The organism is Pseudomonas peli (assembly GCF_900099645.1).
Taxonomy (GTDB): Bacteria; Pseudomonadota; Gammaproteobacteria; order Pseudomonadales; family Pseudomonadaceae; genus Aquipseudomonas; species Aquipseudomonas peli.
This window is the reverse complement of the sequence record NZ_FMTL01000005.1, coordinates 33,950-48,674: the sequence shown is the minus strand read 5'-3', so window position 1 is coordinate 48,674 and position 14,725 is coordinate 33,950. Positions and strand designations below refer to the sequence as shown.

11 protein-coding genes are annotated in these 14,725 nt (G+C 59.1%); 3 read left to right on the top strand and 8 right to left on the bottom strand.

Annotated features, from left to right (window positions below):
* The first annotated feature begins 28 nt into the window (after positions 1-28).
* Both hupB and BLO50_RS18995 read left to right on the top strand, forming a co-directional pair.
* Positions 29-301, top strand: a complete 273-nt coding sequence (gene hupB / locus BLO50_RS19000) for a nucleoid-associated protein HU-beta (protein WP_010490206.1) — start codon at positions 29-31, stop codon at positions 299-301.
* A 220-nt stretch (positions 302-521) separates the two neighbouring features.
* Entirely contained in the window at positions 522-2,399 is a 1,878-nt protein-coding gene (locus tag BLO50_RS18995) for a SurA N-terminal domain-containing protein (RefSeq protein ID WP_090255859.1), read from the top strand.
* Between the two features lie 69 nt (positions 2,400-2,468).
* Here the strand turns inward: BLO50_RS18995 and fabI are convergent, their stop codons facing one another.
* Genes fabI through BLO50_RS18965 form a run of 6 tightly spaced genes read right to left on the bottom strand, consistent with a single transcriptional unit; the run spans position 2,469 to position 10,678 of the window.
* Positions 2,469-3,263, bottom strand: coding sequence for an enoyl-ACP reductase FabI (gene fabI, locus BLO50_RS18990; protein WP_090255858.1), 795 nt, complete (start codon positions 3,261-3,263; stop codon positions 2,469-2,471).
* Between the two features lie 30 nt (positions 3,264-3,293).
* Complete coding sequence (locus BLO50_RS18985; RefSeq protein WP_090255857.1) at positions 3,294-4,901, bottom strand: ABC transporter ATP-binding protein; 1,608 nt, start codon at positions 4,899-4,901, stop codon at positions 3,294-3,296.
* Between the two features lies 1 nt (position 4,902).
* Entirely contained in the window at positions 4,903-5,922 is a 1,020-nt protein-coding gene (locus BLO50_RS18980) for an ABC transporter permease (RefSeq protein ID WP_090255856.1), read from the bottom strand.
* A 1-nt stretch (position 5,923) separates the two neighbouring features.
* On the bottom strand, positions 5,924-6,997 hold the full coding sequence (locus BLO50_RS18975) for a microcin C ABC transporter permease YejB (protein WP_090255855.1): 1,074 nt from the start codon (positions 6,995-6,997) through the stop codon (positions 5,924-5,926).
* A gap of 1 nt (position 6,998) precedes the next feature.
* Entirely contained in the window at positions 6,999-8,852 is a 1,854-nt protein-coding gene (locus BLO50_RS18970; RefSeq protein WP_090255854.1) for an extracellular solute-binding protein, read from the bottom strand.
* Positions 8,849-10,678, bottom strand: a complete 1,830-nt coding sequence (locus BLO50_RS18965) for an extracellular solute-binding protein (RefSeq protein WP_090255934.1) — start codon at positions 10,676-10,678, stop codon at positions 8,849-8,851. The genes BLO50_RS18970 and BLO50_RS18965 overlap by 4 nt, the downstream gene beginning before the upstream one ends.
* 167 nt (positions 10,679-10,845) lie before the next feature.
* Between BLO50_RS18965 and BLO50_RS18960 the strand changes: the two genes are divergently transcribed.
* Entirely contained in the window at positions 10,846-12,270 is a 1,425-nt protein-coding gene (locus BLO50_RS18960) for an HDOD domain-containing protein (RefSeq protein ID WP_090255853.1), read from the top strand.
* Here BLO50_RS18960 and BLO50_RS18955 read toward each other — a convergent pair whose 3' ends face one another.
* Together BLO50_RS18955 and gloB are read right to left on the bottom strand one after the other, a co-directional pair.
* On the bottom strand, positions 12,271-13,851 hold the full coding sequence (locus BLO50_RS18955) for a lytic transglycosylase domain-containing protein (RefSeq protein ID WP_090255852.1): 1,581 nt from the start codon (positions 13,849-13,851) through the stop codon (positions 12,271-12,273). It abuts the gene before it with no gap.
* Positions 13,852-13,949: 98 nt separating this feature from the next.
* Positions 13,950-14,723 carry a hydroxyacylglutathione hydrolase gene (gloB, locus tag BLO50_RS18950; protein ID WP_090255851.1) on the bottom strand — a complete coding sequence of 258 codons (774 nt, stop codon included), beginning with the start codon at positions 14,721-14,723 and terminating at the stop codon, positions 13,950-13,952.
* Between the last annotated feature and the right edge of the window lie 2 nt (positions 14,724-14,725).

Sequence of the window (14,725 nt, the reverse complement as noted above, 5' to 3'; positions counted from 1 at the left end):
ACTCAACAGAAATTAAGGGGACTTAAGAGTGAACAAGTCGGAACTGATCGATGCCATCGCTGCATCTGCTGATATCCCAAAAGCTGTTGCCGGCCGTGCGCTGGACGCAGTAATTGAATCCGTTACTGGCGCTCTGAAGGCCGGTGATTCCGTAGTACTGGTCGGCTTCGGTACTTTCGCTGTGAAAGAGCGTGCTGCTCGCACTGGCCGCAACCCACAGACTGGTAACCCAATCAGCATCGCTGCTGCCAAGATTCCAGGCTTTAAAGCCGGTAAAGCCCTGAAAGACGCTGTCAACTAAGCCTCTTTCGGTTTTGCCCAGCAGATCAGTTGAATGGCTGATCTGATGCGGGGCGGGATGGTCAGTCGAGCATGGCTCGCTGAGCACGACGAATCAGCTGCTTGAGTTCGATCCGCTTCGCCAGTTACGAGAAGGCGCATCCACTGATGCGCCTTTCTTCTATCCGGATTTTACCCACACTGCGCGACTGCTTTATTTTTACAGTCGTTCTGGGGGACGCATGCTGCAAAACATCAGGGACAATTCACAGGGTTGGATTGCCAAAACCATCATTGGCATTATCGTCGCGCTGCTCGCGCTGACAGGTGTTGATGCCATTTTTACCAGCACCAGCAACAGCCAGAATGCGGCTGAAGTGAACGGCGAGAAGATCACTACTACTGAACTCAGCCAGGCGGTTGAGATGCAGCGTCGTCAATTGCTTCAGCAGTTGGGGCGTGATTTCGATGCGTCCTTGCTGGATGAGAAACTGCTGCGCGAAGCCGCGCTGAATGGCTTGGTTGAGCGTACTTTGTTGCTCGATAGCGCCAAAGACGCGAAGTTTGCCTTCTCGCAACAAGCGTTGGACCAACTGATCCTGAAAACCCCTGAGTTCCTGGTTGATGGCCAGTTCAATGCAGAGCGCTTTGATCAGGTTATCCGTCAGTTGGGCTACAGCCGTTTGCAGTTCCGTCAGATGCTTGAGCAGGAAATGCTCATCGGTCAGTTGCGCGCCGGTTTGGCTAACAGCGGTTTTGTCACTGATGCTCAGGTGCAGGCGTTTGCCGCACTGGAAAAGCAGACACGTGATTTCGCGACCCTGACTCTCAAGGCTGATCTGAACACGGTCACGCTCAGCGATGACGACATCAAGGCCTACTATGACGCTCAGGCCAGTGAGTTCATGACTCCTGAGCAGGTTGTGCTGGAATACGTTGAGCTGAAAAAAGACGCTTTCTTCGATCAGGTTGAAGTCACCGATGAGGCCCTGCAAAGCGCTTATCAAAGTGAAATCGCCAACCTCGCCGAACAGCGCCGTGCTGCGCACATTCTGGTTGAGGTCAACGATAAGCTGAATGACGAACAAGCCCAGGCCAAACTGGTCGCGGTTCAGAAGCGTCTTGAGCAGGGCGAAGACTTCGCCGCGCTGGCCAAAGAAGTCTCCGATGACTCGGGTTCGGCAGGTGAGGGCGGTGATCTGGGCTTTGCCGGCCCAGGCGTGTATGACCCGGCCTTTGAAGAAGCACTGTATGCGCTGGAAGAAAATGCCGTGTCTGCTCCCGTGCGCAGCGAGTTTGGTTGGCACTTGATCAAACTCCTCGGTGTTCAGGCGCCGGAAGTGCCGAGCTTCGCCAGTCTGGAAGAAAAACTGCAGCGCGACCTCAAGGCGCGTCAGGTTGAGCAGCGCTTTGTCGAAGTGTCAAAAGACCTCGAAGATGCCGCGTTTGAGTCATCTGACTTGGCTCAACCCGCTCAAGAACTCGGCCTGGAGGTTAAGACGACCGAAGCGTTCGGTCGCCAGGGCGGCGCTGAAGGTCTGACGGCCAATCGTCAGGTGATTCAGGCGGCATTCAGTGATGAAGTGCTGGAAGACGGTAGCAACAGCAGTGTGATCGAGCTTGATCCGAACACTGTGGTGGTGGTGCGCGTTAAAGAGCACAACAAACCTGAGCAGCTGCCGCTTGAGCAGGTTGCCGATAGCCTCCGCGCCCAGTTGACCAAGGTTCGCGCAAGCGAAGCCGTGAAAGCCAAGGGTGAAGAGCAGCTGGCTGCTTTGCGCGATGGTCAGACGCCGGTTACCCAGGCCGATGCCAAGCAGGGCTGGAATGTGGTCGAAGCGGCCACTCGTAGCCAGGAAGGCGTTGAGCCGGTAGTGCTGCAAGCGCTGTTCCGTATGCCTAAGCCTGAAGCAGCTGACAAGCCGACCTTCACCGGCCTCAGTTTGAGCAACGGTGATTTTATGATCATCCGTCTCAATGGCGTGAGCCAGCCGGAGCAAGCGTTGTCAGATGAGGACAAGGCCATGTACAGCCGCTTCCTCGCCTCACGCGTCGGTCAGCAGGACTTCGAAGCGTTCCGCAAGCAGCTGGAAGAGACAGCGGATATCGAACGTTTCTGATCGATATCACTGAAGAATAAAAAAGGCCGCTTAATTAAGCGGCCTTTTTTATTGCTGCGATTTAACTGCTTACTCTTCCATAGCGCCCATGGCGGTGGTGTTGAAACCGCCGTCAACGTACATGATCTCGCCGCTGACGCCCGAGGCCAGGTCCGAGCAGAGGAAGGCGCCGGCGTTGCCGACTTCTTCGATGGTCACGTTGCGACGCAGTGGGGTCTGCTTCTCGTTAGCGGCGAGCATCTTGCGGAAGCTCTTGATACCGGAGGCCGCCAGGGTTCGGATCGGGCCAGCGGAGATGGCGTTGACGCGAGTGCCTTCTGGACCAAGGCTGCCAGCCAGGTAGCGTACACCGGCTTCCAGGCTGGCCTTGGCCATGCCCATCACGTTGTAGTTAGGCATGGTGCGCTCGGCGCCCAGGTAGGACAGGGTCAGCAGGCTACCATTGCGGCCTTTCATCATTTCGCGGCCGGCTTTGGCCAGAGCGACGAAGCTGTAGGCACTGATGTCGTGAGCGATGCGGAAGCCTTCGCGGGTGGTGACGTCGGTGAAGTCGCCGTCCAGTTGGTCGCCTGGGGCGAAGCCAACGGAGTGCACGATGCAATCCAGGCCGTCCCACTTCTTGCTCAGGGCTTCGAAGACCGAGGCGATTTCCTCATCGTTTGCCACATCGCATGGGAAGCACAGGTCAGCGTTCGAGCCCCAATCAGCGGCAAAGCCTTCAACGCGGCCTTTGAGCTTTTCGTTTTGATAGGTGAAGGCCAGTTCGGCGCCTTCACGGTGCATGGCTGCTGCGATACCGGAGGCAATGGACAGTTTGCTGGCGACGCCAACGATCAGTACGCGCTTGCCGCTTAGAAAACCCATGGGTGTTATTCCTCTTCCTGTCTACAAGAATTAGCCAGCTGGGACCATAAAGGCCGCTTCCAGCAACTGTTGTGTATAGATGTCCTGTGGCGCGGCAAAGACACGTTCAGCCGGGCCTTGTTCGACCACTTTGCCTTGTTTCACCACCATCACCTGGTGGCTAAGGGCCCTGACCACGGCCAGGTCATGGCTGATGAACAAGTAGGTCAGGTTGTATTTGGCCTGAAGCGAACGCAGTAATTCGACCACCTGGCGCTGCACGGTGCGGTCGAGGGCTGAGGTCGGCTCATCCAGCAGGATCAACGCAGGTTTGAGTACCAGGGCGCGGGCGATGGCGATGCGTTGACGCTGGCCACCGGAGAACTCGTGGGGATAGCGGTGACGAGTTTCTGGGTCCAGCCCCACTTCCACCAGTGCGTCGATAATGGCCTGTTCCTGTTCGGCTTCGCTGCCCATGCGATGGATCTGCAGGCCTTCGCCAATAATCTGGCCAACTGACATACGCGGACTGAGGCTGCCGAAGGGGTCCTGAAACACCACCTGCATCTGCCGGCGCAGCGGGCGCACATCCTCTTGCGACAGGCTATCGATCGCCTGGCCCTGGAAGCGGATGCCGCCTTGGCTGCCGAGCAAGCGCAGAATTGCCAAACCCAGGGTAGATTTACCCGAGCCGCTTTCGCCGACGATGCCCAGGGTATGACCTTGCGGCAGGCTGAAGTTGATGCCGTCCACGGCTTTGACATGGTCGACCGTGCGGCGCAGTAGGCCCTTCTTGATCGGGAACCAGACGCGCAGGTTGTCGATTTCCAGCATGGTTTTGCCAGGTGGCTGATCGACAGGGCCACCAGTGGGTTCGGCGCCCAGCAGCTCGCGGGTGTAGGGGTGTTGGGGGTCTTTAAACAGCGTTTCGCAGGCCGCCTGTTCGACGATATGCCCGCGCTGCATCACGCAAACACGATGGGCAATCCGTCGCACTAGGTTGAGGTCGTGGCTGATCAGCAGAGTCGCCATGCCCAGGCGCGCCTGCAGGTCCTTGAGCAGCTCGAGGATTTTCAGCTGCACGGTGACGTCCAGCGCGGTGGTGGGCTCGTCGGCGATCAGCAATTCCGGCTCGTTGGCCAGGGCCATGGCGATCACCACGCGCTGGCGCTGACCGCCTGAGAGTTCGTGTGGGTAAGCCTTCAAGCGCTTGTGCGGCTCGGGAATGCCGACCAGTTCGAGCAGTTCCAGAGTGCGAGCCGTGGCGGCCTTGCCGCGCAGGCCTTTATGCAGGGCCAGTACCTCGTTGATCTGCTTTTCGATGCTGTGCAGCGGGTTGAGCGAGGTCATGGGCTCTTGGAAGACCATGGCGATGCGGTTGCCACGGATGCCGCGCAGTTTGCTCTCGTTCAGTTTGAGCAGGTCTTGCCCGGCGTACTGAATGCTGCCGCTGGGGTGTTGAGCCAGGGGGTAGGGCAGTAGACGCAGGATTGAGTGCGCGGTGACCGATTTGCCCGAGCCGCTTTCGCCCACCAGGGCCAGGGTTTCACCGCGTTTGATGTCGAAGCTGACGCCTTCCAGCACACGCTGTTTCAGGCTGCCGGTGACGAATTCGACAGCCAGGTCGCGGACTTCGATGAGGGTGTTGGAGTCGGTCATGTCATTTCCTCGGATCGAAGGCATCGCGTGCCGCTTCGCCGATAAACACCAGCAGGCTGAGCATCAGGGCGAGCACGGCAAAGGCGCTGATACCGAGCCATGGCGCTTGCAGATTGGATTTGCCCTGGGCCACCAGCTCGCCGAGTGACGGTGCGCCAGGCGGCAGGCCGAAGCCGAGGAAATCCAGCGCGGTGAGGGTGCCGATCGCGCCGGTGAGGATGAACGGCATAAAGGTCATGGTGGAAATCATCGCGTTGGGCAGGATGTGACGGAACATGATCGAACCGTTCTGCATGCCCAGGGCGCGGGCGGCGCGCACGTATTCCAGGTTGCGCCCACGGAGGAACTCGGCGCGCACCACATCCACCAGGCTCATCCAGGAGAACAGCAGCATGATGCCCAGCAGCCACCAGAAGTTCGGTTGCACGAAGCTGGCGAGGATGATCAGCAGATAGAGCACCGGCAGGCCGGACCAGATTTCCAGAAAGCGCTGTCCGGCCAGGTCGACCCAGCCGCCATAGAAGCCCTGCAGGGCGCCGGCAAACACGCCGATCACTGAGCTCGCCAGGGTCAGGATCAGGGCAAACAGCACGGAGATGCGGAAGCCATAAATCACCCGTGCCAGAACATCGCGGCCTTGGTCATCAGTGCCCAGCAGGTTTTCCGCTGAGGGTGGCGCTGGGGCTGGCACTTGCAGGTCGTAATTGATGCTGGAGTAGCTGTAGCGGATCGGCGGCCAGATCATCCAGCCGTCCTTTTCCTTGATCAGCTCTTGGATGTAAGGGCTTTTGTAGTTGGCCTGCAGCGGGAATTCACCGCCGAAGGTGGTTTCCGGGTAGCGCTTGAATACTGGGAAATACAACTCGTTGTCGTAGCCCACCACCAGCGGTTTGTCGTTGGCGATCAGCTCGGCGCCGAGGGTGACGAAAAACAGCGCGAGAAACACCCACAGCGACCACCAGCCGCGTTTGTGCGCTTTGAACAGCTGAAAGCGGCGTTGATTGATTGGGGAAAGTTTCATCTCAACCCTCCCGGCTTTCGAAGTCGATACGCGGATCGACCAAGGTGTAGGTAATGTCGCCGATCAATTTCACCACCAGGCCCAGCAACGTGAAGATAAACAGGGTGCCGAACACCACCGGGTAATCTCGGTTGATCGCGGCCTCGAAGCTCATCAGGCCCAGGCCGTCGAGGGAGAAGATCACCTCGATCAGCAAGGAGCCGGTAAAGAAGATGCCGATAAAGGCGGCCGGGAAGCCGGCGATGATGATCAGCATGGCGTTGCGGAACACATGGCCGTAAAGCACGCGGTTGTTGCTCAGACCCTTGGCGCGAGCGGTGACCACGTACTGTTTGTTGATCTCATCGAGAAAGCTGTTTTTGGTCAGCAGCGTCAGGGTGGCGAAGTTGCCGATTACCAGCGCGGTGACGGGCAGCGCCAGGTGCCAGAAATAGTCGAGCAGCTTGCCGGTAAAGCTCAGCTCGTCGAAGTTGTTCGAGGTCAGCCCGCGCAGCGGGAACCAGTCCCAGTAACTGCCGCCGGCAAACAGCACGATCAGCAGGATGGCGAAGAGGAAGGCCGGGATGGCGTAGCCGACGATGATCATTGAGCTGGTCCAGACGTCGAAGGCGCTGCCGTGGCGAGTGGCCTTGGCGATGCCCAGCGGGATCGACACCAGGTACATGATCAGCGTGCTCCACAATCCCAGGGAGATTGAGACCGGCATCTTCTCGATAATCAGGTCGATGACCTCGGCATCGCGAAAGAAGCTCGAGCCGAAATCCAGTTGCGCATAGCTTTTGAGCATCAGCCAGAAGCGTTCCGGGGCGGATTTATCGAAGCCGTACATGCGCTCGATTTCCGCCACCAGCTCGGGGTCCAGCCCCTGGGCACCGCGGTAGTTGGAACCGGCCACCGAGACTTCGGCACCGCCGCCGGCAATCCGGCTGGTGGCGCCGTCAAAGCCTTCCAGTTTGGCGATCATCTGCTCGACGGGGCCACCGGGGGCGGCCTGGATGATGATGAAGTTGATCAGCAGAATGCCGAACAGCGTGGGGATGATCAGCAGCAGCCGACGAAAGATATACGCCAGCATGTTATTGCTCCACGTCTGCGGTGTTCTGCGCGGCAGCTTCGTCGGCCGCCGCTTCAGGTGATTTCGCGCGGGCCCACCAGGTATGCAGGCCTATGTCGTATTGCGGGGTGACCTTGGGGTGTTCGAAGCGGTTCCAGTAGGCCACGCGCCAGGTTTTGATATGCCAGTTGGGCACCACGTAATGGCCCCACAGCAGTACGCGGTCGAGGGCGCGGGTGTGGGTGATCAGGCTCTGGCGCGAGTCGGCGTTGATCAGACCCTCGACCAGCTTGTCCACTGCCGGGTCTTTCAGGCCGATAAAGTTGCGGCTGCCAGGGTTGTCGGCGCTGCTGGAGTGCCAGTATTCGCGCTGCTCGTTGCCGGGGGAGTTGGACTGACCAAAGCCGCCGACGATCAGGTCAAAGTCGCGCGAACGCAGGCGGTTGATGTACTGGGATACGTCAACGCGGCGGATCACCAGATCGATGCCCAGGTCGGCCAGGTTACGTTTGAACGGCAGCAGGATGCGTTCGAACTCGGTTTGCGCCAGCAGGAACTCGAAGCTCACCGGTTTGCCCGTGCTGTCGAGCATCTTGTCGCCATCCACACGCCAGCCGGCTTCCTGCAGCAGTTGGTAAGCGCGGCGCTGTTGTTCACGGATGATGCCGCTGCCATCGGTGGCCGAAGGCTGGTATTCGTCGGTAAATACCTGCGGCGGAATCTGTGCGCGCAATGGCTCCAGCAGCTTTAGCTCGTCAGCGGAGGGCAGGCCGACGGAGGCCAGTTCGGAGTTGTCGAAGTAGCTGCGTGTGCGCGTGTAGGCGCCGTTGAACAGCTGCCGATTGGCCCATTCGAAATCAAACAGCAGACCCAGGGCTTCACGCACGCGGCGGTCGGTAAACAGCGGGCGGCGGGTGTTGAAGATAAAACCCTGCATGCCGGTGGGGTTGTGGTTGGCGATCTCTTCCTTGATCAGTTGGCCGTTGGCCACAGCGGGGTTGTTGTAGGCGGTGGCCCAGTTCTTTGCACTGATTTCCAGCCAGTAGTCGAATTGCCCTGCCTTGAGCGCTTCCAGAGCGACGGTGTGGTCGCGGTAGTAGTCGATTTCCAGGGTGTCGAAGTTGTAGAAGCCGCGGTTAACCGGCAGATCCTTGCCCCACCAGTCCTTGACTCGCTCATAGCGGATCGAGCGGCCGGCCTGCACGTCCGCCACTTTGTAGGGGCCGCTGCCCAGGGGCACGTCGAGGTTGCCTTTGCTGAAGTCACGCTCGGCCCACCAGTGTTTTGGCAGCACCGGTAGCTGGCCGACGATCAACGGCAACTCACGGTTACCGGCATGCTTGAAGACGAAACGCACGCGGTGGGGGCTTTCGACCTCAACCTTGTCGACGTCGGCGTAGTAACCGCGGTACATCGGCGCGCCTTTGCTCATCAGGGTGTCGAAGCTGAATTTGACGTCTTCGGCGGTCACCGGTTGGCCATCGTGAAAGCGCGCTTCGGGGCGCAGGTAGAAGCGTACCCAGGCGTTGTCCGGAGCTTTCTCGATCTTTTCGGCGATCAGGCCGTACTCGGTAAAAGGCTCATCCAGACCGTGGCGGGTCAGGGTGTCGTAGATCATGCCGATATCGTCGGCTGCCACACCCTTGTTGATAAAGGGATTGAGGCTGTCGAAGCCGCCAAAGCCAGACTGGCGCAGGGTGCCACCTTTGGGCGCATCGGGATTGACGTAGTCGAAGTGCTTGAAGTTGGCCGGATACTTGGGTGGTTCGTCATACAGGGTTTGTGCGTGCTTGGGGGCGGCCAGGGCCAGGCTGGCAACGCCAAGCAGGGCAATGCCGCTGACGTGGATAAACAGGGCGCGCAATGCATGGGTCATTCAGCGTTCTCCATGGATTTCAGCCACCAGGTACGCAGGCCTAGGGTGTAGGGCGGCGTGGTGACGAAGGCAAATCGGTTGCGGTAAGCCAGGCGGTGATAATCGATATACCAGTTCGGGATGCTGTAGTGCTGCCACAACAGTACCCGGTCAAGGGCGCGGGTGGCGGCGATCTGCTCGTCACGGCTCTGCGCCGACAGCAGTTTTTCGATTAGCGCGTCGACCACTGGGTGGGTGACCCCAGCGTAATTCCTGCCGCCTTTGATCTTGGCCTGGGAGGAATGGAAATACAGCGACTGTTCCAGGCCGGGGCTGAGGGTTTGCGGCAGGGTGAGCAGAATCATGTCGAAGTCGTACTGATCGAGGCGCTGTTTGTACTGGGCGCGGTCGACGGTGCGCAGGTTGGCCTGGATGCCAATGCTGGCGAGATTTTCGGTAAAGGGCTGGAGAATGCGTTCAAGGTTTGGGTTGACCAGCAATATTTCAAAGCGCAGCGGCTGCCCCTCACTGTTGAGCAGGCGTTGGCCGGAAGGCTTCCAGCCGGCTTCGGCCAATAGACCGAGGGCGCGGCGCAAGGTTTCCCGCGGGATGCCCCGGCCATCGGTCTGCGGCATGCTGAACGGTTCTTTAAACAGGCGCGCCTGCAACTGCTTGCGGTAGGGCGAGAGCAACAGCCATTCCGCACCTTCCGGTTTGCCGCTGGCCGAGAACTCGCTGTTGGGGTAGTAGCTTTTGGCGCGGGTGTAGGAGCTATTGAACAGGGCGCGGTTGGCCCACTCGAAGTCGAACATCAGGCCCAGGGCTTCGCGTACCTGGCGGTCAGCAAACACCTCGCGGCGGGTGTTCATAAACAGCGCCTGGGTCTGGGTCGGGATCTGGTGGGGGATCTCGGCGCGGATCACTTCGCCACGGCTCAATGCCGGGAAGCGATAGCCGTTGGCCCAGTTCTTCGCCTGCTGTTCGATATAGATGTCGAATTCGCCGGCCTTGAACGCTTCGAAAGCCACATGGCTGTCGCGGTAGAACTCTACGTCGACCCGGTCGAAATTGTATTTGCCGCGGTTGACTGGCAGCTTGGCGCCCCACCAATCCTTGATCCGCTCGAAGCGCAGGCTGCGCCCGGGGCTGACCTGGGTAATGCGGTAGGGCCCGCTGCCCAGCGGCGGCTCATAGGTGGTGGCCTTGAAGTCGCGGCCTTTCCAGTAGTGCTGCGGCAGCACCGGCAGTTCGCCGAGGCGCAGGATCAGCAGGGAGTTGCCGGCCCGCTTTAGAACAAAACGGATGCTGTGGCGATTGAGGATATCGACCCGTTTTACTTCCTGCAGGTTGGTGCGGTACTGCGGGTGACCGTCCTTGAGCAGCAGGCGGTAGGAAAAGGCCACATCATAGGCGGTAATCGGCTTACCGTCGTGAAAGCGCGCCTCGGGACGCAGGTTAAACACCACCCAACTGCGATCATCGCTGTACTCAACCGACTCGGCGATCAGGCCGTAGCTGGAGGCCGGCTCGTCACCGGAAGGATCATAGGCGCCGGTGCCGACCATCAGCGGCGCATTCAGCTCGTTGACCCCGTACTGCAGGAAGTTGGCGGTGCTGATCGGGCTGCTGCCCTTGAATGTGTAGGGGTTGAGCGTGTCGAATGTGCCGTTGGCCATCATCCGCAGTGTGCCGCCCTTGGGGGCTTCCGGGTTGACCCAGGCGAAATGGGTGAAGCTGGCGGGATACTTCAGCTCGCCAAACTGGGCGTAACCATGGCTTTTATACAGAGTGGCCCAGGCAGATGAACTGATGGCCATGCAGAGAAATAACGAGAGGAGGGGACGTATCAAGTGAAATATCCGATCCGTGGCGTCTTATGGGCTGCTGGTCAGGCACATTAACAGCTTGTATCGACTGGAAAAAGGGTAGGCTCGCGGCTAAGCAATAGCGGCACTTTGACTACACTGAATTAACTAATTCCGAGGGCATCATTTTGGTAACAGCCTGCCATGGTTTGCAGTCATGGATTGATCGCTTCAACCAAGCCGAATTACCCGCCCTGGCCGCGGTGGTGCAGGATCTGCACCGTCTTACTCAGGGCGACAAATCTTCTGTGCAGCAATTGGCAGATGTACTGCTACGCGATGCGGCCTTGACCACTAAGGTGCTGCGTATCGGCAATAGTGTGTATTACAACCCATCCCAGGAACCTATTCGCACCATTTCTCGGGCCATCGTGCTGATCGGCTTTGATAACGTGCGCCAGATCGGTCTGTCGGTCAGCCTGATCGATGGTTTGCTGGCACGCAGCTCCCGCGATCAGCTTGCTGAATTGCTGGCGCGCTCGTTTCATGCGGCCGTGCAGGCACGCAATATTGCTGGCTATGTGCTGACTAAAAATGACGAGGAAGTGTTTATCGCCGCCCTGTTGCATAACGTCGGTGAGCTGGCGTTCTGGGGCTGTGCCGGAGATGCGGCGGATGATCTGGCCAGTGCCTTGGCTCAGCCGGGTATCGATGAAGATGAGGTGGTGATGCAACTGCTTGGTACCAGCTTTCGCCAGTTAAGTTTGTCGCTGGTGAAAAGTTGGAACCTCGGCGATACCGTCAGCCTGGCGCACCAGTCGACCAGTCAGAATGATCCGGCGGTCAAAGCCGTGACCCTGGGGGCGAAGATCAGTCAGGCTGCGCTGGATGGCTGGGATACTCCCGCCATGGAAGCGCTGGTCGGTCAGTTGGCCAGTTTTATCGGAGTGACCCCGCAGGAAGCCATGCAGCAGGTGCTGGCCAGTGCCGAGGAAACCGTGAAGATGGCGGCGACCTTCGGCGCTAGCCAGCTGTGCAAACTGATCCCCAATACCGATCCGGAACAGATTCGCTTGCAGCAGGAACAGCGTAAGGCGCGTCTGTTGCAGCCTAATATGCTGATTTTGCAGCAGGCCTTGCAGGATCTAGGCCTGTTGGTTTCAAAGCGTGGTGATCTCGGTCTGGTGCTCGATACGCTGTTCAAGGGGCTGCATCAGGGCGCAGGGTTGGAGCGCATCATGCTGGTGGTACTCGCGGACGGGCAGAGTTGTTTCCGCGCCAAACGGGTGATTGGCGAAGGCACCGAGGGCTGGAGTAATGACTTCGTACTTCCCGTGGCGCAGCAAGAGCAGCCGCATATCTTCAGTTATGCGCTGCGCAATAAAGAAGCGCTCTGGATGGGCGTGCCGGCCAGTTACAACCTCAACGAGCTGGTCACCCAGCCGATTCGCCAGCGCCTGGGGCAGGGCATGTTCTTTATCGCGCCGCTGTTGGCCGGCACTCGCGAAATAGGTCTGCTGTATGCCGACAGCCGGGTATCGGGGCGGGCATTGAAGCATGAGCAGTTTGTCGCCTTTCAGCGCTTTACCCAGTTGACCGGGCGTTGCCTGGAGGCGATGAGCAAGAAGGCGTGATCAGTTTAGGCTGTACAGGGTCAAGGTCTGCCCTGGCTTGAGCGCTTTGCCAGCTTTGGGATTCCAGCTCTGCAGGCTCTTCATCGGCACCTTGAAGCGCTTGGCGATCAGGTACAGCGAGTCACCCTGGCGCACCTTGTAGTAGGTTGCGTTCTGCCGCCGTGGGGCGCTGCCACTGCTGCCGCTTGCACCACTGAGTTGGCTGCCGGCTTGTAGGGTGAGCACTTGACCGACACGCAGGCTGTTGCCGGAAAGCTTATTCCAGCGCTGCACATCCTTGACGGCGACCTGGTGGTTTTTGGCGATCTGCCAGAGGTTGTCACCGTTTTTCACCCGATAGGTACGGCTGGGGGCACTGTGGGCCACGCTGCGTTGGAATACCGGTTCGCGCGCGGGTACACCCGGTTGCGCGGGGATACTCAGCACCTGGCCAATGCGCAGGTTATTGCTTGAAAGCTTGTTGATGTCTTTGAGGGTGTTCACCGTGAGCTGGTGCCGGTTGGCGATGGTGTGCAGGCTGTCACCGGAGCGTACGCGGTATTGCTGCCAGTCCACCTGCTCCTGAGGCTTCATCAAGGACAGGTTGGCGGTCAGCAACTCGGCTTTATCAGTGGGTATCAGCAGGTGCTTAGGGCCGTCGAGGGTAATGCCTTTTTTGAACGCGGGGTTGAGCAGGTACAGCTCGTCTTCATCCAGATCTGCCATGGCGGCGACACGTGCAAGGTCCATGCGCTGAGTGAAGACAACTTTCTCGAAGTAGGGTTCATTGGCAATCGGCGCGAGGCTGACGCCATAGGCTTGCGGCGTCATCACCACTTGCGAGAGGGCCAGTAGCTTGGGCACGTAATTCTGGGTTTCCACTGGCAGCGAGAGGTTCCAGTAATCGGTCGGCAGGCCGAGTTTCTGGTTGCGCTCAATCGCCCGGCTTACACGGCCTTCGCCAGCGTTATAGGCTGCCAGGGCTAACAGCCAGTCGCCGTTGAACATTTCTTTTAGGCGCGTCAGATAGCTGATTGCCGCATCGGTCGAGGCCATTACATCGCGGCGGCCGTCGTACCAGTTGGTTTGGCGCAGGTTGAAGTTGCGCCCGGTGGACGGGATGAACTGCCACAGCCCAACCGCATGAGCATGGGAGTAGGCCAGCGGGTTGTAGGAGCTTTCGATCATCGGCAGCAGTGCCAGCTCCATCGGCATATTGCGCTGCTCCAGGCGCTCAACGATGAAGTGGATATAGGGGCTGCTGCGCTCGCCGGCTTTCTCGATAAACGTAGGGTTGCTGACGAACCACAGGCGCTGTTGCTCGATACGCGGGTTGAGGGTGATGGTGTCCTGCAGTTGATAGCCGTTGCGCACCCGTTCCCAGATGTCTTTTGGTTCGTCGGGCGTAGAGGCGACGCCGCTGTTGAGCCATTCCGGCTCTTGCTCAAGGCCAACCGCACGGTCAGTGTCGCGACCACTGTCAGGGCGGTATTGGTTACTGGTCTGGCAGCCGGCCAGGGTTACGCACATGATCACCACAAGCGTCTGAGCGCTTTGTGCCAATGCCTTTAAATTCAAGGTCTTGCGTGGTGATAAGGGCATTGGCGGCGGTGTGCTTCCCGGCGAAAAGGTCGAGCGATTCTAGGAACCAGCCTGCCCTTGGTCAAGTTTTAACCAGTCTTTTGTGTGGTTGTCGAGGTTTAGAAATGGTCCTTCCAGGCGCGCAATGCCGCGAATACCTGAGCGGGGGTGCGATTTTCAGGCCCGTCACGTTCAGTGATGCGGGCGCCGACCGACGGTTGTGCGCTACGCAGAAAAGGGTTGGTAGCGCGCTCCAGGCCAATCGATGAGGGAAGGCTCATGTGCCCAGCTTCGCGCCATTGGCTGACCTGGGCCAGGCGTTGATTGATGTCTGGATTATCGGGTTCAACAGCCACAGCAAAGCGCAGGTTGCTCAGGGTGTATTCATGGGTACAGAACACCTGAGTCTGTTCGGGGAGGGCGGCCAGGCGGCTGAGCGAGTTGTGCATTTGCTCGGGGCTGCCTTCAAACAAGCGACCACAGCCGCCAGCAAACAGCGTGTCACCACAAAACAGCCAGTGCTGCTCAGGCTGGATATAGGCGATATGCCCAAGTGTGTGTCCCGGCACTTCATATATGTTGAATCGCTGGCCCAGCACTTCAGCCTGGTCGCCGTCGCGCAGCGCCAGGTCGCGACCTGGAATTTTTTCGTTGGCCGGCCCCATTACTCGAGCACCGGTGGCCGCCTTTAGTCGTTCAATGCCGCCGACGTGATCGAAATGATGGTGGGTGATCAGAATATCGCTCAACTGCCAGCCTGGGTTGGCCGCCAGCCAGGCCTCGACCGGCGCGGCGTCACCCGGGTCAACAACCGCGCAGCGACGCTGCTTCAGGTCTTGCAGCAGCCATATATAGTTGTCGGAGAATGCGGGCAGGGCGTCGATTTTTATCATCA

Excerpts from the sequence above, each read along its gene's own strand:
- BLO50_RS18985 (WP_090255857.1), bottom strand. The coding sequence starts at position 4,901 with ATGACCGACTCCAACACCCTCATCGAAGTCCGCGACCTGGCTGTCGAA.
- BLO50_RS18980 (WP_090255856.1), bottom strand. The coding sequence starts at position 5,922 with ATGAAACTTTCCCCAATCAATCAACGCCGCTTTCAGCTGTTCAAAGCG.
- BLO50_RS18995 (WP_090255859.1), top strand. The coding sequence starts at position 522 with ATGCTGCAAAACATCAGGGACAATTCACAGGGTTGGATTGCCAAAACC.
- gloB (WP_090255851.1), bottom strand. The coding sequence starts at position 14,723 with ATGATAAAAATCGACGCCCTGCCCGCATTCTCCGACAACTATATATGG.
- fabI (WP_090255858.1), bottom strand. The coding sequence starts at position 3,263 with ATGGGTTTTCTAAGCGGCAAGCGCGTACTGATCGTTGGCGTCGCCAGC.
- BLO50_RS18975 (WP_090255855.1), bottom strand. The coding sequence starts at position 6,997 with ATGCTGGCGTATATCTTTCGTCGGCTGCTGCTGATCATCCCCACGCTG.
- BLO50_RS18970 (WP_090255854.1), bottom strand. The coding sequence starts at position 8,852 with ATGACCCATGCATTGCGCGCCCTGTTTATCCACGTCAGCGGCATTGCC.
- BLO50_RS18955 (WP_090255852.1), bottom strand. The coding sequence starts at position 13,851 with ATGCCCTTATCACCACGCAAGACCTTGAATTTAAAGGCATTGGCACAA.